This window comes from Microbulbifer weihaiensis (genome assembly GCF_048323715.1).
In the GTDB taxonomy this organism is placed as follows: Bacteria; Pseudomonadota; Gammaproteobacteria; order Pseudomonadales; family Cellvibrionaceae; genus Microbulbifer.
In genome coordinates this window covers 54,547-76,939 of sequence record NZ_JBLWFL010000021.1, presented here as the reverse complement: position 1 = coordinate 76,939, position 22,393 = coordinate 54,547, and the positions used below count along the sequence as shown (strand labels likewise).

Annotated in this window: 20 protein-coding genes; 6 read left to right on the top strand and 14 right to left on the bottom strand. The window is 57.5% G+C overall.

What is annotated here, in order from left to right:
* The first annotated feature begins 9 nt into the window (after positions 1 to 9).
* Both ACNKU7_RS17710 and ACNKU7_RS17705 read left to right on the top strand, forming a co-directional pair.
* Positions 10 to 624: a hypothetical protein gene (locus tag ACNKU7_RS17710; protein WP_418298321.1), complete on the top strand. Its 615-nt coding sequence runs from the start codon at positions 10 to 12 to the stop codon at positions 622 to 624.
* Entirely contained in the window at positions 621 to 1,622 is a 1,002-nt protein-coding gene (locus ACNKU7_RS17705; RefSeq protein WP_418298320.1) for an adenosine kinase, read from the top strand. The genes ACNKU7_RS17710 and ACNKU7_RS17705 overlap by 4 nt, the downstream gene beginning before the upstream one ends.
* Before the next feature lie 439 nt (positions 1,623 to 2,061).
* Here the strand turns inward: ACNKU7_RS17705 and ACNKU7_RS17700 are convergent, their stop codons facing one another.
* From ACNKU7_RS17700 to metK, 3 genes are all read right to left on the bottom strand, one after another.
* A complete protein-coding gene (locus tag ACNKU7_RS17700) occupies positions 2,062 to 4,677 on the bottom strand; it encodes a TonB-dependent receptor (protein ID WP_418298319.1) in 2,616 nt (871 codons plus the stop codon).
* Between the two features lie 415 nt (positions 4,678 to 5,092).
* The gene (gene ahcY, locus ACNKU7_RS17695; RefSeq protein WP_418298318.1) at positions 5,093 to 6,475 is read right to left on the bottom strand and encodes an adenosylhomocysteinase; all 1,383 of its coding nucleotides are present in this window, start codon (positions 6,473 to 6,475) and stop codon (positions 5,093 to 5,095) included.
* Between the two features lie 114 nt (positions 6,476 to 6,589).
* Entirely contained in the window at positions 6,590 to 7,807 is a 1,218-nt protein-coding gene (metK, locus tag ACNKU7_RS17690) for a methionine adenosyltransferase (protein WP_418298317.1), read from the bottom strand.
* 233 nt (positions 7,808 to 8,040) lie between these two features.
* On the opposite strand from metK, the gene ACNKU7_RS17685 reads away from it, so the two are divergent.
* Positions 8,041 to 9,486: a sodium/proline symporter gene (locus ACNKU7_RS17685; protein ID WP_418298316.1), complete on the top strand. Its 1,446-nt coding sequence runs from the start codon at positions 8,041 to 8,043 to the stop codon at positions 9,484 to 9,486.
* A 167-nt stretch (positions 9,487 to 9,653) separates the two neighbouring features.
* Here the strand turns inward: ACNKU7_RS17685 and ACNKU7_RS17680 are convergent, their stop codons facing one another.
* The 11 genes from ACNKU7_RS17680 to ACNKU7_RS17630 all read right to left on the bottom strand — a co-directional run bounded on the left by ACNKU7_RS17680 (position 9,654) and on the right by ACNKU7_RS17630 (position 19,528).
* A complete protein-coding gene (locus tag ACNKU7_RS17680; RefSeq protein ID WP_418298315.1) occupies positions 9,654 to 10,829 on the bottom strand; it encodes an aromatic ring-hydroxylating dioxygenase subunit alpha in 1,176 nt (391 codons plus the stop codon).
* 106 nt (positions 10,830 to 10,935) lie between these two features.
* Positions 10,936 to 12,051: a CaiB/BaiF CoA transferase family protein gene (locus ACNKU7_RS17675; protein ID WP_418298314.1), complete on the bottom strand. Its 1,116-nt coding sequence runs from the start codon at positions 12,049 to 12,051 to the stop codon at positions 10,936 to 10,938.
* A gap of 40 nt (positions 12,052 to 12,091) precedes the next feature.
* On the bottom strand, positions 12,092 to 13,288 hold the full coding sequence (locus ACNKU7_RS17670; protein ID WP_418298313.1) for a CaiB/BaiF CoA transferase family protein: 1,197 nt from the start codon (positions 13,286 to 13,288) through the stop codon (positions 12,092 to 12,094).
* Positions 13,288 to 14,457, bottom strand: a complete 1,170-nt coding sequence (locus ACNKU7_RS17665) for an acyl-CoA dehydrogenase family protein (protein ID WP_418298312.1) — start codon at positions 14,455 to 14,457, stop codon at positions 13,288 to 13,290. The genes ACNKU7_RS17670 and ACNKU7_RS17665 overlap by 1 nt, the downstream gene beginning before the upstream one ends.
* A gap of 27 nt (positions 14,458 to 14,484) precedes the next feature.
* A complete protein-coding gene (locus ACNKU7_RS17660; RefSeq protein ID WP_226660892.1) occupies positions 14,485 to 15,003 on the bottom strand; it encodes a MaoC family dehydratase in 519 nt (172 codons plus the stop codon).
* Between the two features lie 20 nt (positions 15,004 to 15,023).
* The gene (locus ACNKU7_RS17655; protein WP_418298311.1) at positions 15,024 to 15,857 is read right to left on the bottom strand and encodes an HpcH/HpaI aldolase/citrate lyase family protein; all 834 of its coding nucleotides are present in this window, start codon (positions 15,855 to 15,857) and stop codon (positions 15,024 to 15,026) included.
* Positions 15,857 to 16,756: a polysaccharide deacetylase family protein gene (locus ACNKU7_RS17650; RefSeq protein ID WP_418298310.1), complete on the bottom strand. Its 900-nt coding sequence runs from the start codon at positions 16,754 to 16,756 to the stop codon at positions 15,857 to 15,859. Before ACNKU7_RS17650 ends, ACNKU7_RS17655 begins: the two co-directional genes overlap by 1 nt.
* Positions 16,757 to 16,780: 24 nt before the next feature.
* Complete coding sequence (locus tag ACNKU7_RS17645) at positions 16,781 to 17,632, bottom strand: SDR family NAD(P)-dependent oxidoreductase (protein WP_418298309.1); 852 nt, start codon at positions 17,630 to 17,632, stop codon at positions 16,781 to 16,783.
* 28 nt (positions 17,633 to 17,660) lie between these two features.
* Positions 17,661 to 17,972 (bottom strand): REDY-like protein HapK, encoded by a 312-nt coding sequence (locus ACNKU7_RS17640; RefSeq protein ID WP_418298308.1) that lies wholly within the window; start codon positions 17,970 to 17,972, stop codon positions 17,661 to 17,663.
* Positions 17,973 to 18,189: 217 nt separating this feature from the next.
* Positions 18,190 to 18,846 (bottom strand): glutathione S-transferase family protein, encoded by a 657-nt coding sequence (locus ACNKU7_RS17635; protein ID WP_418298307.1) that lies wholly within the window; start codon positions 18,844 to 18,846, stop codon positions 18,190 to 18,192.
* Between the two features lie 16 nt (positions 18,847 to 18,862).
* Positions 18,863 to 19,528 carry a hypothetical protein gene (locus ACNKU7_RS17630; protein ID WP_418298306.1) on the bottom strand — a complete coding sequence of 222 codons (666 nt, stop codon included), beginning with the start codon at positions 19,526 to 19,528 and terminating at the stop codon, positions 18,863 to 18,865.
* Between the two features lie 181 nt (positions 19,529 to 19,709).
* On the opposite strand from ACNKU7_RS17630, the gene ACNKU7_RS17625 reads away from it, so the two are divergent.
* The 3 genes from ACNKU7_RS17625 (at position 19,710) to ACNKU7_RS17615 (ending at position 22,361) form a co-directional block, all read left to right on the top strand.
* Positions 19,710 to 20,378, top strand: coding sequence for an isochorismatase family protein (locus ACNKU7_RS17625; RefSeq protein WP_418298305.1), 669 nt, complete (start codon positions 19,710 to 19,712; stop codon positions 20,376 to 20,378).
* 79 nt (positions 20,379 to 20,457) lie between these two features.
* Positions 20,458 to 21,414: a polysaccharide deacetylase family protein gene (locus ACNKU7_RS17620; protein ID WP_418298304.1), complete on the top strand. Its 957-nt coding sequence runs from the start codon at positions 20,458 to 20,460 to the stop codon at positions 21,412 to 21,414.
* A gap of 2 nt (positions 21,415 to 21,416) precedes the next feature.
* On the top strand, positions 21,417 to 22,361 hold the full coding sequence (locus ACNKU7_RS17615; protein WP_418298303.1) for a polysaccharide deacetylase family protein: 945 nt from the start codon (positions 21,417 to 21,419) through the stop codon (positions 22,359 to 22,361).
* Positions 22,362 to 22,393 lie beyond the last annotated feature (32 nt).

The window sequence follows — 22,393 nt, the reverse complement described above, 5'->3', positions numbered from 1 at the left end:
GAGAATTTTGTGGATACTGAGAATGCATTCCAAACCAAAATCCGCTGGTTGCAGCTGCGCCTGAATCCCGCAGTGCCACTGAGCCCGAGTCAAATTCGGGTGCACGTATACCGAGACAAGCTGGAAGCGGGCGTGCTGGATACGCTGAATCATTGCTTCCAGCAGCAGCTGCCAATGCCAGAGCATGCCCCGGACAGCTACATGGCATTTATTCTGTGCAAACCCTCTCTCACCGACGACACGCTGGATGTGCATGCGCTGGAGTGCCTTGGTGACGATGGCGAGCCAAATGGCGAACTGTGGCTGAAACTGAAATCGGGTGCGGGGCTCGCAACGGCATTCGGCGCGCCGGGTAGTGAGCAATCCATACCTCTGGCCGCGCTGCAGCAATACCTTCTCGGTGATGTGGAACTGCCAGCGCTGGCGCCCCTGACCCAGCACGATGGCCCCTCGTGGCTGTGCTGCCCACTGAGTGCCGCTGGTGATCGCTGGGAGCTGCCGGTACTGGAAACGCCCCTCGATGTCCCGCAACGCTTCGCAGGCCATTGCTATCTGAAGCTGGTCACGGTGCACCACCCTGCATACCGCGGCCTACCGCAGGCTATCGAAGAGAAAACGCAATGAATAATTACCACGTATACGGCCTGGGCGCCGCGCTGGTGGATACCGAAATTGAAGTGTCGGATCAGGATCTTGAGGCCCTTAAAGTGGATAAAGGTCTTATGACTCTGGCCGACAGCGAGCGGCAACAGCAGTTGCTGGCACAGCTGGAAGGTCATCTGGTAGCCGCCAAGCGCGCCAGTGGCGGTTCCGCAGCCAACACGATCATTGCCGCCAGTTACTTCGGCGCGAACACGTTTTACAGCTGCAAGGTGGCGGCCGACGACAACGGGGATTTTTACCTCAGAGATCTCGAAAGTGCCGGCGTCCACTATCACCGCAGCCTGTCTCGCGAGGCCGGGGACACCGGCAAATGCCTGGTAATGATCACACCAGATGCCGAGCGCACCATGGTCACCTATCTCGGCATCAGCGAGACACTGTCCACCATGGAGCTGCACCCGGAGGCTATCGCCAGTGCCGATTACCTCTATCTTGAGGGTTACCTGGTGACGTCGGAAACCGGACGCGCAGCGGCGATCGAGGCCGCCCGCATTGCACGTGCCAACTGCACCCGCATCGCCATCAGCCTGTCCGATCCCGGGATGGTCCAGTACTTCCGCGATGGGCTTCTGGAGATGATTGGCGAGGGCGTCGACTTGCTGTTCTGCAACCGCGACGAAGCCCTCGGCTTCACCGGGGCAGATTCCATCGAACAGGCCGCGGAACGCCTCAAGCAATACACCCGCGACTTCGCCATGACTCTCGGCGCCGAAGGCGCCCTGGTCTACGATGGCACCAAAGCGGTAACCGTGCCCTCAAAGCCGGTAACCGCGATTGACACCAACGGCGCCGGTGACATGTTCGCCGGTGCTTTCCTGTTTGCCATAACCCACGGGCACGATTACGTGCAGGCGGCAACACTGGCCAACCGTGCCGCGGGCAAAGTGGTATCCCAATTCGGACCCCGGCTGGCGGCAGAACAGCATCAGGAAGTTTTAGAGACGGCGATGCCCGCGTAATCCCGGGTTGCGGGGTATGACTGAATACACCAGAACTACCCCGCATACTCCGGATTCCACAGACAGGCTACTTCATCTCCCCCCCATACTCCCAGTTATTCCCTGCTCTCGCCCTCCCCATCTCTCCCGCGCCGTCTCACGCTCGGTGCCTCCTCGACCTCACGCTGCCCCCGTTCTGCACCTATCCTGCCCAGTGACCAATCTGCAGGATTGAGCCTGCTCATCCACCACTGCTTATCGCCGCAAGCTAAATTCACCTCCTGACCATCGATGTGTAAAAGTGGCTCACGCAGACATATCGCCAGTGTTTGCCATCTGTCATGGCAACGGACGAAAGGAAAAAACCGTTAGACGGGGAAATCCCGGGAAGGTAGCAGGCATAAAAATGCCCGCCGAAGCGGGCGAAGTTACATCCAGAGGCTACACACAATGAAAGTTGTTAGAAGCGATATCCCACACTCAGGCTGCTCATGCGGCCCATGCGGTTGACAATCGCCGGTGCCTGATCCTGGGTCCAGATATACGGACGATAGGCAGTAGAGGGCGTATCGTCGTCCAGCAGGTTCTTAACGCTCAACTTGCCGTACCAGTTGTCACCGTCGATACCGGCAATCAGGTTTACATCCCAGTGATCCTCGATCCACAGGGTATTTACGGTATTGATATAGCGTTTATCCTTCCACACGGAACTCAGGTCGGTATAGAACTCGGCACCATTACCCAAATCGCGACGGTAGCGGAAACCCGCATTGAAGGTATTGCGGTAGTTATTAACCATTTCCTTGCCGGCAAGGTCACCGTCAGATACTTGCGGCGCGTTAGCCGGAACCAGACAGCTCTTACCACCTTCAACCATAGGATTGAATACATCGACACAGTATTCATAACTGGTTGAATTCAGTCCCATAGCCTCGTAATCGACAAAGCCATAGCTGAACGTCTGAATACCTTTCACTACTTCGGCGTCGTTAAAGGTATAGGCGGAGTGGAAACTCCAGTTATCACTGATCTGGAAAGCGGTCTCGATCTCCACACCGCGGATCTCCACCTCACCCAGATTGGTCACAATGGCCGCAGGAATGGTGGCACCGTTGCTGAACTGTGAGAATGAACGAATCTGCTGGTCATCCCAGTTCACCTGGTAGGCGGCGATGTTCATGTAACCGCGACCATCCAGCACAGTGCGCTTGGCACCGATCTCGTAGGTCACGTTTTTTTCCGGATCGTAAGTGATCTCCGACTCCAGTGGTGTACCGCCATTGATGCCACCAGACTTGGAACCTTCCGCTATATTCAGGTAGAAAGTGGTGTATTCATCGTAAATGTAGGTGGCAATCAGGCGAGGCGATATCCAGTCCCAGCTACCTTCCTGCTGGCCCTGGGCACCGGTAAAGTGCAGCACGTTGTCCGCAACCTTTTCTTCCTTGGTATAGCGCGCCTCGACGCCCACATTCAATTTGTCAGTAAAATCATAGGCCAGAGCAACAAATGCCGAACTCATCTCGGTACTGTGGTTGGTCTGGGTAATTTTCTGCGCATCGCCGTTCTCATCTACTGCGAGAATCGAGTAAGCAATCGTAGTGCTGTTGATCTCATCCCCGAACGGACTGCCACTGGCAGGCAGCGCGCTGGAACTCAGCCACTGATCCAGGTCGACTTCCGAGTACAACAAACCGGCGCTCCACTGCAGGGGGCCAGAGTCATTGGACTGGATACGGAATTCCTGGCTAATCGCCTCGCGGTCGTCGTTAGGCTGACCACCGTAGTTATACGCATTCACGCCCAATAGATACGCTGTCGTACCGCCCAGGTTAAGGGTCGTTATGTAGTTGGGCATATCTTCGGTCGCTGTGACCGGAGAAAAGCCGTTCTGAATTGGAAGCACCGGTGCAAACACCATGGTGGCACCGAAATAGGCATTGTTATAGCCCTGCAGTGAGCGTGTCTCTGTTTCAGATGCGGCAGTAATGGAGGTGAGGGTTACATTCCCCACATCCCAATTGACACGCATACTGTACAGGTCGGATTCATTGGTTACACCGAACGCATTGCCGGCAAACCCATCGGGATCTCCCGCCTTGGCCTCACCGTAATAGGCAGTAGGGCTACCGGTCAGTGCCGCAATACCGGCCGGCGTGAGCTCATTGGTGAAGGTGTTGTACTCGCCGGGTGGACCAAAGGGACTTACCGGAAACAGGAATGGCGGATGGGTGGGGTCGGCAATACTGCCGAACGGTATCTCCGCATTTTTCTCAACTTCATAGCCCGCATTGTGATGCTCCTGCATATCAACGAATGTGGCTGAGAAGTCGAATTCGAGGCTGTCGGTCGGAGTAAACAGCATGCGCAGGCGCTGGGATTCATTGTCGATGGCACCCAGGTAGGTATCGCCCTGCTTGAACGTGGAACCGGACTCCGTGTCGACCACATCCAGGCTCATGGCAAACATGTCACCCAATGGCGCAGCGACGCGGGCTCTCACCCCCTGCTGCCCCTCAGCACCGCCGGTGGCCTCGATCATCCCCTCAATGTCTTCACCCGGCTTGCGGGTAATGTAGTTCATCGCACCGGAGAAGGCGTTACGGCCGTAAATCGCGGACTGCGGGCCCCGCACCACCTCGATACGCTCCAGGCCCATCATCGGCATAAAGGTGGAGGCGCGCCCGGAAACGTACACACCATCGACGAACATCGCCACGTTGGTGTCGTCACCGATCAGGCCCGGCTGGCTCATGCCGCGAATACTGATGGCACCTGTGGCAATGGTGCCGGAAGAATCGTAGACCAGGCCTGGCGAGCTGCGCACCACGTCACGCAGGTCCTGCATGTCGGCCCGCTCGATTTCGGTTGCAGAAAACGCGTTAATCGCAACCGGGATCTCCTGCAGGCTTTCGGAACGGTTACGGGCTGTCACCGTCACCTCTTCCAGAACCGGCTTTGCCCGCTCGGCACCGACTGCGTTGGCAACGCTCTCATCAGGGGCCGCCATCACCGTTGATGCGAGGCTTCCCGCCACGACCGCAACATACAGCGGCTGTCGCTTGAACTTGGACATTTATCCCTCCAGGGCACATTTATGATTTTTTATTTACGCCTGAGTGGTCTGCAACAACATCAAGGGGCAAAAAGCATGGACTGGAATGATCCAAAGTCCCTTTGCTGACGTAACCCTTACTTGGCTTCTCGTAACACCTTCGAACAGTACCAATGGAAAAAAGTACTATCAATATAACTTTTACAGGTATAACAGCGGGAAATTGAGAAATGTCAATTTTCACCCGGCGCTGATGCTCTAAATTCCTTTGCATTTTGCTTCCAGCCCCGTGAGCGGGCGAACAAGAGCGCCAACTGCGCTCCCCGCACCAGAAACGAGCCCTCACCGAGCTGGAAACATTGCCGTAGACATGAACGCAAAAGCCCCGTTGCACTCCGCCTGACCGGGGCTTTCGCGAGTACCGCGGCAACGCTGTTTAGTACTTGTAACTTTCGGGCTTGTAGGGGCCATCCACACTCACGTGGATGTAGTCAGCCTGAACCGGGGTCAACCGGGTTATCACCCCACCAAACCCTTCCACCATATCTTTCGCCACTTCCTCATCCAGTTTCTTGGGCAACACCTTGACGTAAAGCTGGCCGGGCTTGTCCGCCGGCGGCAGGTCGGCAAACTTGCGTTCCCAAAGGTAAATCTGCGCCAGCACCTGATTGGCGAAAGAGCCATCCATGATCCGCGAAGGGTGACCAGTGGCATTGCCCAGGTTGACCAGGCGGCCTTCCGACAGCAGGATCAGGTGGTCGTTGCCTTCACGGTTGCGGTACACCTTGTGCACCTGTGGCTTGACCTCATCCCACTCGTAATGCTCACGCATGAAAGCGGTGTCGATTTCGTTGTCGAAATGGCCGATGTTGCACACGACAGCCCCGCTCTTCAGGCTCTGCAGCATGGCGGCATCGCAGACATTGATATTGCCGGTTGTGGTAACAAGCAGATCGGTTGCACCGAGTAGCGCGGTATCGATATCCGCCAGTTCGCCGGTATTGATCCCCCCCCTGTAAGGAGAGACCACTTCATAGCCATCCATGCAGGCCTGCATGGCACAGATCGGGTCGATCTCGGTAACCTTGACGATCATGCCCTCCTGACGCAGCGATGCTGCCGACCCTTTGCCCACATCACCGTAACCAATGACCAGGGCCTTTTTCCCTGAGAGCAAATGATCGGTGCCGCGTTTGATGGCGTCGTTCAGGGAGTGGCGACAACCATATTTGTTATCGTTTTTGGACTTGGTTACCGCGTCATTCACATTGATTGCGGGAACCTTGAGCTCGCCTTTTTCCAGCATCTCCAGCAGGCGATGCACACCGGTTGTCGTCTCCTCGCTGATACCGTGGATGCGATCGAGCAGCTCTGGGTATTTCTCATGACAAAGCTGGGTCAAGTCGCCGCCGTCATCCAGGATCATATTGGCGTCCCACAGCGCCTTCCCGCCCTTTTCCGCCAGCACGGTCTGCTCGATACACCACCAGAACTCGTCCTCAGTCTCGCCCTTCCATGCGAACACCGGGATACCCGCCGCGGCAATGGCGGCCGCCGCGTGATCCTGGGTGGAAAAAATATTGCAGGAAGACCAGCGCACTTCGGCCCCCAGAGCCACCAGTGTCTCGATCAGCACCGCGGTCTGGATGGTCATGTGGATACACCCCATGATCTTTGCACCCGCAAGCGGTTGGGAGTCATGGTACTTTCGCCGCAGCGCCATCAGTGCCGGCATCTCCCCTTCGGCAATGGCTATTTCCTTGCGGCCCCATTCTGCGAGCGCGATGTCTGCAACTTTGTAATCGTCAAAATTATTCATATCAGTTTCCGGCTGAGCGGTACCCGCCAATGCCTGAAGAAGCATCATCGGGCCCGCTGCATAATCTTGTAGGGAGGGAATTTACCCGGCGCTCACAGCGCCGGGGCTAGACCATCAGCTGGATAGTGCCTGCTGCAGTGCGTCGACCTTGTCGGTCTTTTCCCAGGTAAACGCGGTGAAGGTAGTGCTCTTTTCCTCACCACCCTCTTTCCAGGTGTAGGTGTACTCGAACGGCTCGCGACCAAAATGCCCGTACGAAGCGGTCAACTGGTACATCGGATGCTTCAGGTCGAGCACGCGGGTGATGGCATAGGGGCGAAGGTCGAATACCTCGCGAATCGCCTGAATCAGGCGCGTGTCGCTGACCTTGCCGGTTCCGAAGGTATTTACCGATACAGATGTGGGCTCCGCGACGCCGATGGCGTAGGAAACCTGAACCTCACAGCGATCGGCCAGGCCTGCCGCCACCACATTCTTGGCGACATAACGGCCGGCGTAGGCCGCCGAGCGATCCACCTTTGAAGGGTCTTTACCGGAGAAAGCACCGCCGCCGTGACGGGCCATACCGCCGTAGGTGTCCACAATGATCTTGCGGCCGGTCACGCCCGCATCACCTACCGGACCACCGATCACGAAGTTGCCGGTGGGATTGATGTGATACTGGGTCTGCTCATGCAGCAGTTCACCGGGAAGAACCTCCAGGATGATGTTTTCCATCACAGCGGCCTTAAGGTCTTCCAGGGAAATATCCGGGGAGTGCTGGGTGGACAACACCACGGCGTCAATGGCCTCTGGCTTGCCATCTTCACCATAACGGAACGTCACCTGGCTTTTGGCATCGGGGCGCAGCCAGGGCAGGATATTTTTCTTTCGCAGGTATGCCTGACGTTCCACCAGCCGGTGCGCGTAATACACCGGCGCCGGCATCAGGGTTGGCGTTTCGTTGGTGGCATAGCCGAACATCAGGCCCTGGTCGCCGGCGCCCTGGTCTTCCGGTTTCACGCGATCAACCCCCTGGTTGATATCCACCGACTGCTTGCCAATCGCATTGAGCACTGCACAAGTGGAGCCGTCATAACCCACTTCGGAGCTGTCGTACCCGATGCCGGTAATCACATCCCGCACCACATCTTCCAGATCCACATAGCAGCTGGTGGTGACCTCGCCAACCAACATCGCCAGTCCGGTTTTTACAACAGATTCAACCGCGACTCGGGCATCGGGGTCACGCGCAATAATGGCATCCAGCACTGCATCGGAAATCTGGTCGGCCATTTTGTCCGGGTGACCTTCGGAAACAGACTCCGAAGTAAAAACGGTGTATTCAGACATAGTCGGTTCTACCTTTTTTATTTGCTTTTACCAGGACGCCCGAGACTCCTCTCACGACGCCATACACCCAGTCTACCCAGATCACTCTACATCAAAATATTTTGATATAGGTGTTTTTTGATAAATCGCAAATTCACCCCATATCCCCCGCCATTACCCCATGTAGTCCCCCAAAGAACCTGAGATAGTCATCTTAGACACACTAATAAATACAACACTTGCATAGGCTAACCATGGACATCTCGGTCGCTGTCTACACGCTGATTATTTACAAAGTGCTATTACTGCTGATTGGTTTCTGGTCCCAACGACGCACCCAAAATACAACCGACTATTTCCTCGGCGGCCGCAACCTGGGCCCGGTGGTCGCAGCTATTAGTTATGGCGCGAGCAGTGCCTCCGCGTGGACTCTGCTCGGCATGAGTGGTGCGGCGTATCTGCTGGGGGTATCGGCGATATGGATTGTGGCGGGAGCCATAACCGGCTGCGCCACGGCGTGGCTGTGGATTGCACCACGCCTGATGCGACATACCCGAGCGAGGGATCAAATCACGCTCACTGCCTTTCTCGCCGACGATCCGGCAACCGTCTCGCAGGAATCGAACCGCAAGATAAAACTGCTCGCTTCGGGTGTAATCCTTCTCTCATTTGTGTTTTATATTGCGGCGCAGTTTCAGGGAGCCGCCACCACCTTCTCCAGTGTCTTTGCCACACCACTAGCGGAAAGCCTGATACTGGGTGCCGCAATCATCACCATCTACACGTTTCTCGGTGGATTCTGGGCAGCCAGTATTACCGACACGCTGCAGGGAGGCCTGATGCTCGTGGCAGCGGTACTGCTGCCTGTGGTGACTTTTCTCAGCATTGGCGGTTGGGAGGAGATACAGGCATCCGGGCTATTGAGCCCTCAGGCACTATCGGTGAGTGGCCAGAATACGGGGCTGGCCGCCCTCGGCTTCGCCCTTGGAAACCTCGCCATCGGCATCGGCACGCTCGGGCAACCACACCTGCTCAATCGCTTTATGGCGCTGAAGGACGAACGGGCTCTTAAACAGGCCCAGGTACTGTCCATCGGTTGGTTTTCAATCGTATTTTTGAGTATGTTTGCCCTGGGCCTGCTGGGCAAAATCGCGCTGCCCGAACTACAGGATCCGGAGACACTGTTTTTTGAGCTTTCGACGGGCCTGCTACCCCCGGTTGCCGCAGCGATCCTGCTCGCCGCCGTGCTTTCCGCCATCATGTCCACGGCCGACAGCATGCTGCTCGTCGTTGCTTCAACCATTTCGCACGACCTGAGACTGCAGCGGCTGATGCCCGGGCGCGAACTGCTGCTGTCGAGACTTTCCATGGTATCTGTGTCGGCGTTGGCCGTGCTGATTGCGCTCTACCTGCCAGCTACCATCTTTGAGCGCGTACTCTTCGCATGGGTCGCCATCGGATCCGCCTTCGCCCCGACCATACTTGCACGCCTCGCCGGTGCGGAGCTTGCTCCCGCAGCGGTCGCCCGCTCCATTGCCACCGGCTTTACTCTGGCAGTTTTACTTTCGCTACTACCCAACACCAGTGGCGACTGGGCCGAGCGATTGATTCCTTTCAGTGTGGCGATGCTGGTATTGCTTTTCCCGATCCCCAGCCTTGCGGCTACCGCACGGTTCAAACGCAAAGCCGCGACACGCTAGATGCTCGACAATACCTGACACCGAAAGGCTAGCGCGCTCCGCACCTGGAGCACGCATAGCCCCAAATAGCCCCAAATAAAAAAGCCGCGCTTTCGCGCGGCTCAAGGAGAAAAACCTTTTTTAAAAGTGCGGTCAAAAACATTGACCGCACTTTACTTGTTTCGCTTTCAGGCCGGATCTGCTGCCGCAGGCTCTTCAACCTGGGTAGCCACGCTGCGACGGGTCGGAGCCACGAGAGGTACCGTATCCAGCGCCCACTTGAAGTGCGGATTGGTACGGCGTGCGGGTGACGGGATAGTGAACACCTTTTCACCTTCAAACGGCTTCATGGCTTTCGTATCGATTTTCCAGCCTTTTTCCTCGATATGCTTGCGGCGAATCATTCGCCACGCGCCCATAAATTTATCCTGTTCAACGGATACTTCGTTTTCAAGAGACTCCGGCAGGTAGTTCGGTGAAAGCTCCGCGACGATATCGCCATCCTCACCAAACACCTTTTTAGTGCGCTTCTTCGCGCCCTTGTCGAAGATCGACCACTTGAAGAAATTTCGCACCTGAACAGCAAACGAACGGGTGGTATTTTCATCGATCGGAGTATTGGCATCGAAGATGACCATTTCCATCCAGGAATTGACCTTGATATGCAGGCGCACGCAATGTCCCGGCAGGTAGAACGCAGGGGTTACATAGGTAGCCGCCTTGTCTGCACGGAACAGCTTCATCAGGCCCAGGTTGCCTTCCAACTGAGGCGGGTACAACACGTTGTCGGATGAACCCCAGTATTCCCCGCGATCCACAGTGAGGATTTTGTTCTCGCTCGCCATTTCCTGGTAGCCGAAGCCGGGATGTACAAACGCGGTATGAGCAATATCAATACCGTTTTCCACCACGCGATCCACCGAACCGGTCCAGTTGTATTCCACTTCCACGGCACGCCAGTTCGCCTTGTCTTCGTATTCGGGAAAGTCCGGAATCGGGTAGCGCTCTTCCTCGGGCAGGTCGCCGAGAAATACCCAGATCATGCCGTAGCGCTCTTCGGTGGGATAGGCGTCAATGCGCGCGCGCTCGGGGATTGGGGCGTCTTCACCGCGCGACGGAATAAACTGGACCTTACCCTCGGCGTCAAATTCCCAACCGTGATACGGGCAGGCCACGCAATCGCGCTTGGTCGTCCAACCTTTGGAAAGCGATCCGCCACGATGGATACAGACGTCACTCAGACAGTTTACCTTGCCAGATTTGTCGCGAAAAAGTACAAAGTTTTGCCCGAGCATTTTTACGCGAACAGGCTTGTCTTTTACCGTTTTGGACCATTCAGCCACATACCAAAGGTTCGTCAGCATGATTACCACCTCAGTTTATTATTGATCCCTTTTTTACGCAGTCGCGGTAAAGCAAGATCACTGGTTATTCTATTAATGTGTATATTTTTAAGGTCTATTTTTGTCTTCAGGCTTCCTGCCCGATCCCCAGCAGTCTTGCATTGTGCTCACCCAATTTGGGCAGCCGGGTATCCACCTGTGCCGGTTCATCCAGAAACTTGATCGGAACACCGAGATGCCGGTTCCCGTCCGCGTCTTCGAAAACCATCTGCCGCGATTTCAAGTGCGCTTCCGCCAATGCCTCATGTAAAAGTCGCACCGGCGACCAGCAGACATCCAGACCTTCAAACCACGCCTGCCACTCAGCCAGGGTGCGACTGGCGAATTCTTGCTGTAAATAGGTGATCGCCTCACCCTGCTCACCCGGCTGGCGCTTGCAAACCTCGGCCAACTCAGGACGTCCCAGCTTGGCGAACAGGTTTTCGGCAAATTTCACCTCGCTGCCGCCGAGCGTCAGATAGCGCCCGTCAGCCGTCCGATACACCCGATACATGGCGTTTCCGCCCCAGGAGCGCTCATCCTTGACGGTGGGCGAGCGCTCCTCCGCAAAGACCGGGCCCAACGCATTAGGCAGCCAGGCCACAAGACTGTCCTGCATGGAAATATCGAGGTAGTCGCCCTTCCCTGTCTCGGCGCGACGCAGCAACGCCATCAGTATGCCCGATAACGCCATTAATGACCCCGCCATATCCGCAACCGGCATAGCCGGGGAACAGGGTTCGCCATTACTGCCCTCATTGAGAAAAACAGTTCCGGAATCGGCCTGAATGCTGAGATCGTGAGCGGGCTTCAGGCATTTTTCGCCGCTTTGCCCGAAAGCGGATATCGAGCAGTAGACAAGTCGGGGGTTGCGCGCGCTGAGAGTGGCATAGTCCAGTCCCAGTCGCGCCATGGCGCCAGGCCGGAAACCTTCAACAAATACATCTGCGGTATCGATGAGGGATAAAAGCTGTTCCCGCTGGCCCTGATCCTTCAGGTTAAGGCAAAGGCTCTTTTTGCCCCGGTGGGTATTGCGAAACCAGACAGCCTCGCCGTTTTTACGCAGTCCGATGTTGCGGGTTGGTTCACCTGCGGGAGGCTCGACCTTGATCACCTCGGCGCCGTGATCCGCCATCATCATGGTCAGGTGAGGCCCGGGAAGAAAAAGTGAAAGATCGACGACTCGGATACCTTGTAACTTCATGGGTCGGATTGTCCCCGGTCAAAACCTGATTAAGCCCAGCTCAGGTAACGCGCTCCGCAGCCATGGATTCGATGTCAGCTGCCGAGTACCCGAGCCCCGCAAGCAGATCCCCGGTATCGGCACCCAATGCGGAGCAGCCAATTCCAGCGGGTCTGTTTCCATCAAATTTTAACGGGCTTGCCAGCACCCTGAATTGACTATTGTCAACATGCGGCAATGGCTGCAGCATCCCGGTCTGCGCCAGCCAGGGATTACTCATGGCCTGGGTAAAACTGTTGACCGGTGCGAGCGGCAATTCTCCGGCGAAACATTCCATCCAGTAGGCGTTCGTATGGCGCGAGAACTCCGCATCGAGGATTTCCGTCAGTTGCTCGCGATTGGCCCGGCGATCGGCCACACTGACAAAGCGGGGATCTGCCAGCAGATCCTTTCTGCCCAGTCCCTCCGCGAGGATTTGCCAGAATTTTTCCGTCATCGCCATCACAAATACCCAGCCATCGGCACTGCGATAAATCTGGCAGGGTACCGTCGAAGGGTGCCCGGAACGGGCAACCCGTTCGGTTTCGTGGCCCCGATTCAGGTACCAGGTGGCGGGGTAAGTCAGCTGGGTGACGGCAACATCGAACAGGTTGACATCCACATCGCGGCCCTGCCCGCCGCGCAGCACGCCTACCAGAGCACCGAGCACGCCCATGGCGAGCGTTACGCCGCTCATGAAATCCACCATCGACAGGCCAAAGCGCGCGGGCGGTGTTCCCGGCTCACCGGTCAGATCCATGAAACCCGCTTCTGCCTGCATCAGATAATCGTAGCCGGGCCAGCTTGCACGGTCATTATCACGGCCGTAGGCCGACAAATGACCACAGATGATTTCCGGCTTTATCGCTCCCAGGCTGTCGTAATCCAGCCCGAGCTTCGCCGGCTGGTCGCCGCGCAGGTTGTTCATCACGATATCCGCGCTCTGTACCAGGCGCTCGAATACTTTGCGCCCTTCTGAACTTTTGAGATCCAGAGTCAGGCTTTTCTTGCTTCGGTTGAACGTCTGAAAGAAATCACTGTCGTGCTCGCCGAGGAAATAAGGCCCGGACTGCCGGGCAATATCGCCACCGGTGACGGGGTTTTCGATCTTGATGACCTCGGCGCCCATGTCCGCCAGCTGCATGGAGCCAAAAGGGCCCGCCCCGTACTGCTCAATGGCGATAACGCGAATGCCGGCAAGCGGTTTGGCGGTATTCATCAGATAGCCTCGCGCGCAGCCAGCTGCTTGGCAATGATGATGCGCTGCATTTCATTGGTTCCTTCCCCGACGCACATGAGCATGGCGTCGCGGTAGTAGCGCTCAATCTCATATTCCGTGGAAAAACCATATCCACCGAAAATACGCATTGCTTCCTGGGAGCAGAACACACCCGCCTCACTGGCAAAGTACTTCGCCATCCCGGCTTCCAGATCACAGCGCTGGCCGCTGTCGTACATGCGTGCAGCCTGGTCGACCAGCAGTTTAGCGGCCTCCACCTTCGCCGCCATTTCACCCAGCTTGAGCTGGATTGCCTGGTGCTGGATGATCGCCTTGCCAAAGGTTTCCCGCTCCTGGGCGTAGCGCAGCGCGAGCTTTAGGGCACCGGCAGCGATGCCGGCACCGCGCGCCGCCACATTGATACGACCCAGCTCGAGCCCCCCAACCGCGATATGGAAACCGCGCCCCTCCTCGCCACCGATCAGGTTATCGATGGATACACGGAAGTCCTCGAACACGACTTCTGCGGTATCAATAGCGCGGTAGCAGGTCTTCTTGATCTTGTTGATGGTAATGCCGGGCAACAGGTTGCCCGCATCATCCTTGGTGCGGATGGCAAACATGGACATACCGCGATGCCGCGGCTCCGCATCCGGATCGGTTTTCACCAGCAGCGCCAGGCAGTTGCCATTCAGGGCATTGGTGATCCACATTTTGCTGCCATTCACTACATATTCGTCACCGTCCCTGCGGGCAACACAACGAATCGCCTGCAGATCAGAACCCGCATTGGGCTCGGTAAGCGCGATACCACCTCGCAGCCGGCCTTCGGCCATGAGCGGCAAAAATTCCTGCTTCTGAGCCTCGGTGCCGAAACGCTCGATAGCTGCAGCCATGATCAGGTGGGAATTGAAAATACCACCCGGCGCCATCCATACGGCGGAAATTTTCTGCACAATGCGCGCATAGGTGCTGGCGGACAGCGAAAGTCCGCCATAAGTGTCACCGATGGTAGCCCCAAAGAGCCCAAGCTCCTTCATGGTTTCCACCAGTTCATGGGGATACTCGTCAGCGAGATCTTTGTCCCGTGCGATCGGTGCGACGTCATTGGCCACAAACCGGTCAATGGTATCGAGAATCGCGGCCTCGTCTTCTGCGCTCCAGTTCATCGCCATCTCCTGTTATTGCTCGCCCAATCAGTAATTCACTTTGTCTTCCATTTCGGCACCGCGCTTCCACACCAGCACCTTGCGGACAAACGAGCACACTTCGGTACCGTCCTGCTTGATGCCGCGAGTGCGCACCGTAACGATCCCCTGTGTGGGGCGGGACTTGGACTCGCGCTTTTCCAGCACTTCGGATTCTGCGTACAGAGTGTCACCGACAAACAGCGGCGCAGTCAGGCGAATATCGTCCCAGCCCAGATTGGCAATCGCCTTTTGACTGATGTCCGTCACACTCATGCCCACCATCAGCGCCACGGTAAAGGGACTGCATACCAACGGTTTGCCAAACTCAGTACCAGCCGCATACTCCTTGTCGAAATGTGCGGGGTGCGTATTCATGGTCAACAGCGTGAACCAGGTGTTGTCTGTCTCGGTGATCGTGCGCCCGGGGCGATGCTCGTAAATATCGCCAACCTTGAAATCGTCGAAAAAGCGTCCAAAGGTTTCACGGTAACGATTTTCACCGACTTGTTTTACTTCTCCAGCCATATGCAATTTCCTACTGCGATTTACACAATTTTTTCACTGGCATCTGCGCGCGCGATCAGCTTGCGTGCGCTGTCGACAATCGGCTGATCCACCATACGTCCGTCAACAACCACGGCACCACCGAGCGCCCGCTCAAATGCTTCCACTGTTCTATGCGCCCGTTGCAGGGCATCAGCCGAGGGCGCAAATCCGCGATGGATCGATTCGACCTGGGCTGGATGGATAGCGGCTTTCGCCGAGAAACCGAGCGCGCAAACCCGACGGGTTTCCGCTTCCAGCGCGTCCGCATCCTGCACATCGAGATACGGAACATCGATCACCGGCAATGCGTGCGCGGCGGCGGTAACCGCCATTTGCGAGCGCGCCCACAACAGTGGCTCCCACGCGAATTCGGCACCAATCTGCGCAGCGAAATCTCCACCGCCGAACATCACGGCATCCAGCGCCGGATCCGCGCATATGCTATTCAGGGACAAGAGGCCCGACGCACTCTCGATCAGCGCTATCCAGCGCACCGCTGTCCCGAGCAGATCCGCAGCCAGCGGTATATCTTTTTCGGTTTCGGTCTTGGCGAGCATCAGACGCGCGGGCAACCTGGCCTGGGACAACGCAGCAAGATCCGCCCTGCCCTCATCACTGCCGACGGCACTGACGCGCACGATCAGGCGCGCAAGCTGTGCCGGGTCGCACCCGGCGAGAAAAGTACATACGGCCGCGCGCGCTTCCGCCTTTTGAGCCAGCGGTACCGCATCCTCCAGATCGATACAGATCACATCCGCGGCACTGGCAAACGCCTTGGCAAACCGTTCCGGGCGATGCCCCGGCACAAACAGCAGGCTGCGTGCGTTAAACATCAGAAATTCTCCCAGCCGCGCAACGGCTCACGCACCTGGTTTTCCGGCACCTGCGCCGAGAAGGCATCGGCGATCGCGGCGCGGGTCGTGAACCAGACACCCTCTTGCGCACGCGCATAGCGCAGGAACTCATCCAGTGCGCCGATACGGCCGGGGCGGCCGATAATGCGCAGGTGCAGACCCAGTGACATCATGCGGGTTCGGCTTGCGCCTTCCATCAGCAAGGTATCCAGCGTGCGGCACGCGTAATCGAGCCAGGCCTGGGGTGTGAGCGATGGTGACGTCCAGAACTTCATGTCGTTGGAATCAATTGCATAAGGCAGTACCAGCATGGGGCGATCAGAACCCTGCACCGGCGCCCAGAAAGGTTCGTCGGCACTGTAGTCGTCCATGTGGTAATCGAACCCCTCTTCCTGCAACAGTCTTCTGGTGTTGTCTGTGTGCAGATAGCGGCTCAGCCAGCCGCGCGGACGCTGGCCGGTGGTCTCTGTGATCGAAGCGATCGCCGAGCGCATAAACGTGCGCTCCTCGTCTTCACTCATGGCAAACTGGTGCTGCCAGCGGTAGCCGTGACTGCAAACCTCGTGACCACCTTCGGCAATAAAGCGGGCAATCTGTGGCGCCCGCTCCAGGGCAACAGCCGCGGCACAGAAGGTGGCCGGCACCTGATAGCGCTCGAGTAACGCCTCAATCCGCGGCCAGCCCTCGCGAATACCGTATTCATAATTACTTTCGTTGGCGTGGGCACGGATCGGCTTGCGCGGTGCCACGCCGAGCTCATCAACCGGCTCCGGCCCGCGATCCCCATCGAGCAAGGTGCTCTCGGAGCCCTCCTCGACATTCACCACAATCGACAGCGCCAGGCGCGCATCGCCGGGCCAGGTTACTTGCTTGCTCATACCTGATAATCCCTCGCGACCATCTCAGTGATATTCCTCACCACCGGAGACATTCATTGCCTCACCGGTAATGTAGGAAGCTTCATCGGAGCACAGGAAGGCGCAGGCTTTGGCAATATCTTCCTGCTGGCCAGGCCGGCCCATGGGAATACGCGCGCGCATGTCTTCCATATAGCGTTCGTAACCTTTGCCCGTCACTTCCGAAAAGTGCGCGTTCTGCCAGGCACCCAGGCCAGTGGTTACATGATTGGGGCAGATGGTATTTACGGTAATGCCAGCGGGCCCGAGCTCCTGAGCGGCTGAGCGGGTAAGCCCGACCATGCCGTGTTTCGATGCGGTGTAGGCCGCCGCATGGGCAAATCCGGACTTCGATGCCTGGCTGCCAATATTGATGATCCGGCCACCCTTACCCTGGCGCAGCATGATTTCGGCGGCATACTTGATGCCCAGAAACGCGCCGCGCAGATTGACCCCCAGCACCGCATCCCATTTGTCTACCGCCATATCAACCACCGGCTGCATCAGGTAGCCGATACCCGCATTGTTGATCCAGATATCCAGGCTGCCGAAATGGCCCAGGGCAAATTCCGCCGCAGCCTGCACTTCCTGAGGCTCCAGCACGTTGCAGGCATAGGTTGCCACCTCGCCGCCCGCTGCGCGGATCTCGGACGCAATACCTTCCATCTCCGCACTGGTGCCTACCGCACCTTCCGGCAGATGTTCACCAGCCGCGTGACCGATATCAGTCAGCACGACCCTGACACCTTCCGCGGCCAGACGCCGGGCCATTGCCTCGCCCAGCCCCTCGCGGCGACCGGCACCGGTAATCACTGCAACCTTGCCTTTCAGCTCGGGATATTTGCCTTGTGTTTCCATCTGCTGCGCTCCCCCGGCATTCATGAATTTATACGGTTTCGGTCAACATGAATTGCGGGTTATCCGCAAACTGTTGAAACTCGGCGGCGACCCGCTGCATCGTCTCACTCGATACATCCGCACCCAGTGCCTCCATATCGTTCACCACCAACAGCTCCACGTACTGGTACGGCGCCGGCACATCGGTGCCCAGGAGACCGGTGGTACGGAGCACAGAAAACTGGTCGACCGAGCCCAGCTTGCGCACGGTTGGCAGATCCGTCGTCTTTGCCCACTGCTCGTAATCCGATGGACTAACGCCCGGTTTCAGGTTGAACAGCACAACGATTGTGGTGGTCATGGCAGGCCCTCCGCCCGATTGCTCAATGTAACCAACATCCTATTCTTGAGATAATGTTATGTCAATATAACATTTGGTGCGACAAAAGCTCCGGCACAGCCAATCCAGACTGCGCAGATCGAAGCGTTAACGAGAGAAAATGCGAAGGGAAAACGGACGCCGCGCGGCAGAAGGCGCGCGGGCCGCAAGCAAAAACAGAGCGTCGCCAGGCAGCCTGTCAGGCTTTGGCGGCGAGATTCTCAACAACCGCGCGGTACGCAACCCGAACCTCCTCCACGGTATCGCGGATGGCGTCGAAGCTATTGACCCACTGCCACCAGGCCTTGAGGCCAGGAAAACCACTCAAGGGGTTCTCCATTCCTATCGAAGGCGCCAGTTCCTGCAAATAAAATATGGTGGGAACCAACGCCACATCCCCGAGGTTGAGCGGGCGCCCGCTCTCAAAGCTGGCCAGCAGGCGCTCCCCCTTGCCCAGCTCGCCGCGCAGAGTATCGGCCATCGCGCCTGCATCAACATCACCGCCACCCATGGCGGCGCGAAACATCGGAAACAATGCGTTGGCCGCGAGGTGAAGATCGGCGTACCGCGCAAGCATGCGCATCTGCGCCCGCTCCAGCGCCCCATCGGGCACCAGCGAACTTCCACCGGACACCTGGCTTTCCGCCAGATACTCCATGATTGCCCAGCTTTCTGCGATCGCACTGCCATCTGCCAGTTCCAGCACCGGAACCTTCCCCAGCGGAAAACGCTCCAAAAACGCCTCGCTGCGCAGTGGCAGCGGTGGCGGAAGCACCTCAACCGCCAGGTTGTCCAGGCGCACCTGCATGCGCACCCTTGCCGCGTAAGGTGAATGAGGCAGACTATAAAGCTTCATGAAAAATCTCCGGTGATCAGTTAATCAGGTGCAGGCCATAGGCCGCATTGACCAGCAACCCTACCCAGATCAGATAGACAAACGGCCGACAGGAGGCGATCGAGCTGGAAATCGTCTGGTTCACCGCGTCGCTGCTGTCGCCAGCCATCAGCCGGCCCCAGGCGGCGCCAAACAGTTTCAGGCGCATGCGAATCAGTAACCCGCACAACACGAGCAAGGCAAAAATACCCAGTTTGATCGCCAGCCAGCTCGCCGTAAGGATGAACTTGGTGGCCAGGGCATACCCGGCAAGTGCCAGCAGGCCAACGATCAGCACAATCCGCAAATAGAAGTCGAACTGCGTCAACGCCGGCACAAACGACTTGCCATGGGCGAAATGCAGCGTTGCCACCAGACCCAGCCAGCCAAGGCAAAAACCCCAGGACAGCCACAGCCAGACCGGCTCCACTGACCACTGGCCGGTCATATGCGCCAGCTGCAGCCCCAGCGGCAGGATTAACGGCATACAGAATCGCGGCCCCTGGTCACACCCCATCATGATGGTCAGCGCGGTGCTGCGCGCCTGGGGGGAAAGATCCGGGCGGGTCACGTAGCGACTGGCGTAAAAGGTGCCGAGATCCCCCCCGAGCCAGTAGACAAAACACAGGTTGTGCAACAACTTTACAAAGAGGTAAGCGCTCATACTGGTACATTCTTATTAATTGAGGTAACAATAACCGCAAGCGGCGGGCGGCGCATTGCTTTAAGTCAAACCGGAACCGGGCACACGACCGCACCCATTTCAAGTCAATTGCCGCATTAGATATATTGATATACGATTATAACAATAAAAGCAATTCAGCCACTTTTCGGGGAGGCACCTGATGGAAACAACAACAAAAACCGCCAAAGAGATCTACCTGGAAGTCAAAGCCAACCCGGCGCGCAAGCGCTTCGGGTTCGGCCGCAAGGCAGCACTGGTCAACGTGGATCCGCAAAAGGCGTATACCCGCACTGATCTGTTCAAAACCGCCTATGAAACCGACCCCAACCAGATGCACTACATCAATGAACTGGCCAAGAGCTTCCGTGCGAAAGGCTGGCCCGTGATCTGGACCCATGTGGCCTACATGGAGTCTGGTGAAGACGCCGGCATCTGGGGAACCCGCACCGACACCCCGGACTCACTGCAAAACATCAAGTTCGACTCGGTCAGAAGCGAATTCGACGATCGCCTGGAAATTGATCGCCAGCGCGACGTCATCTACTGCAAGAAAATGCCCAGCGCTTTCTTTGAGACCCAGCTGCAGTCCCTGCTGGTGTGGCACCAGGTAGATACGGTGATCATCACCGGCGGCTCCACTTCAGGCTGCATCCGCACCACCGCTGTAGACAGCCTGTCGCGCGGCTACCGAACCATCGTGCCGGAGGAATGTGTAGCGGATAAACACGAGAGTTATCACTACGCAAACCTGACCGACCTCTCCCTGAAATACGCCGACGTGGTGGATGTAGCCGAAGTATTTCACTGGCTGGAAAACACCAGCAGCTGACACAAGTACAGGGCGGGTGATCCCCGCCCGTGCGGGCAACCCAAAATCGCAAACTGTGCAATACCAGCCGAGGTAAACCATGCGATCCGATCCCGGTTTCTACGATTACTGGCCCTACCACCAGAGACCCCGCCTGACCTGGCCAAACGGCGCCAGGGTAGCCTTCTGGGTCGCGCCGAATATCGAATTCTATGAGCTGAACCCACCTGCCAACCCCCACCGCAAGGCATGGCCCCAACCGAGCCCTGCGGTGCCCGGTTACAGCATCCGTGACTATGGCAACCGCGTCGGCCACATGCGCCAGATGGCGGTGCTGGATAAATACGGCATCCGCGGCTCCATCTCCCTGTCCACCGCACTGTGCGAGCACCACCCGGAAATCATCGAGCTGTGTCGCGAGCGCAACTGGGAATTCTTCAGTCACGGGATCTACAACACCCGCTACACCTACGGCATGTCGTCTGAGCAGGAGCGCGCAATGATCCGCGACTCCATGGAGACCATATACCGGCACACCGGGCAGAAGTGCGCGGGCTACCTGGCGCCAGCACTGTCGCACTCCGAAGAGACACTCGACCTGTTCGCAGAGGTGGGCACAGAACTGTTCGGGGATGAGGGCGGTTTCTACACCTGCGACCTGTTCCACGATGACCAGCCCACGCCGATCAACCTGCGCAGCGGCAAACGCTTTGTTTCCATCCCCTACTCCCTGGAAATGAATGACACCATTGCCTATGTGGTGAATAAAGTGGAACCGCGTCGCTACGGTCAGATGCTGAAGGAGAATTTTGATCGCCTGTATCAGGAAGGCGCTGAGAGCGGCACCGTGATGTGCATACCGACGCACAATTATCAGGTCAGCTGCCCCCACCGCCTGCGCGCATTTGAAGAGGCGCTCGAATACATCACCGGACATTCGGACGTCTGGGTAACGACCGGAAGGGAAATTGCCGATTATTACCTCACGCACTTTTACGATTCTGCGCGCGCAGACATACAGGCCAAGATCGCATCGGCAACACAGGAGACTGCCTGACCATGAGCGACCAGAAACCTCTCGGGCCGGAGCATCTCCAGTACCCCGAACGCCACTATGGGATGGACCATAACCACTACGACTGGCAGATGCTGACAGAGCGTGAACCGGTACACTGGCAACAGGGAAAGCTGGCGCTATGGGTCAATGTCAGCCTGCAGTTTTTTCCGCTCAATCAACGCGGTGTGCCATTCGCCCCGCCGGGCGGCATGACCATGCCCTACCCGGATCTGCGCCATTTCTCCCTCCGGGACTACGGCAACCGGGTTGGCATCTACCGTATTTTGCGGGCACTGGATCGATATGGGGTAAAACCCACCTTTGCAATTAACGGCGAGCTGGCTCAGCGAGCACCCTACCTGATGCATATGCTGCGCGAACGCGGTGATGAGCTGATCGCACATGGCTGGAATATGGACACGCCCCACTACGGCGGCCAGCCACGGGAACAGGAGCAGGCACTGATTGGCCAAACCCTCGACACCCTGATAGAGGCCAGCGGACAGGCCATTAGCGGCTGGCTCAGCCCTGGCAAGATACACAGCGAAAACACCCCCGCGCTGCTCGCAGAGCAAGGCGTACAGTATTTTTGCGACTGGGTTAACGACGACATGCCCTATCGCTTTCGCACAGACAGCGGCGACCTCTGGGCCATGCCCCTGTCTACCGAACTGGAAGACCAGTTTATTCTGCGCAATAACCTGCACTCGGAAACCTCATACGCCGAGCAGATCGAGGATGCCTGCCGCTACCTGCTCAGCGAAGCCCGCGCACAGGGCGGTCGAATTCTGGCGCTCAACATCCACCCCTGGATGCTGGGACAACCGCACCGCATCCGATACCTGGAGCGCGTACTCGAGTTCATTACCGCGCAGCACGGCGTCTTCTCAGCACCTGCCGGCGCGCTCCTGCAGCAGTGCACACAGCCCATTGCCGAGCCGGCCTGAGGCCGGCTGTCATTTGACATAAAATGTTATAT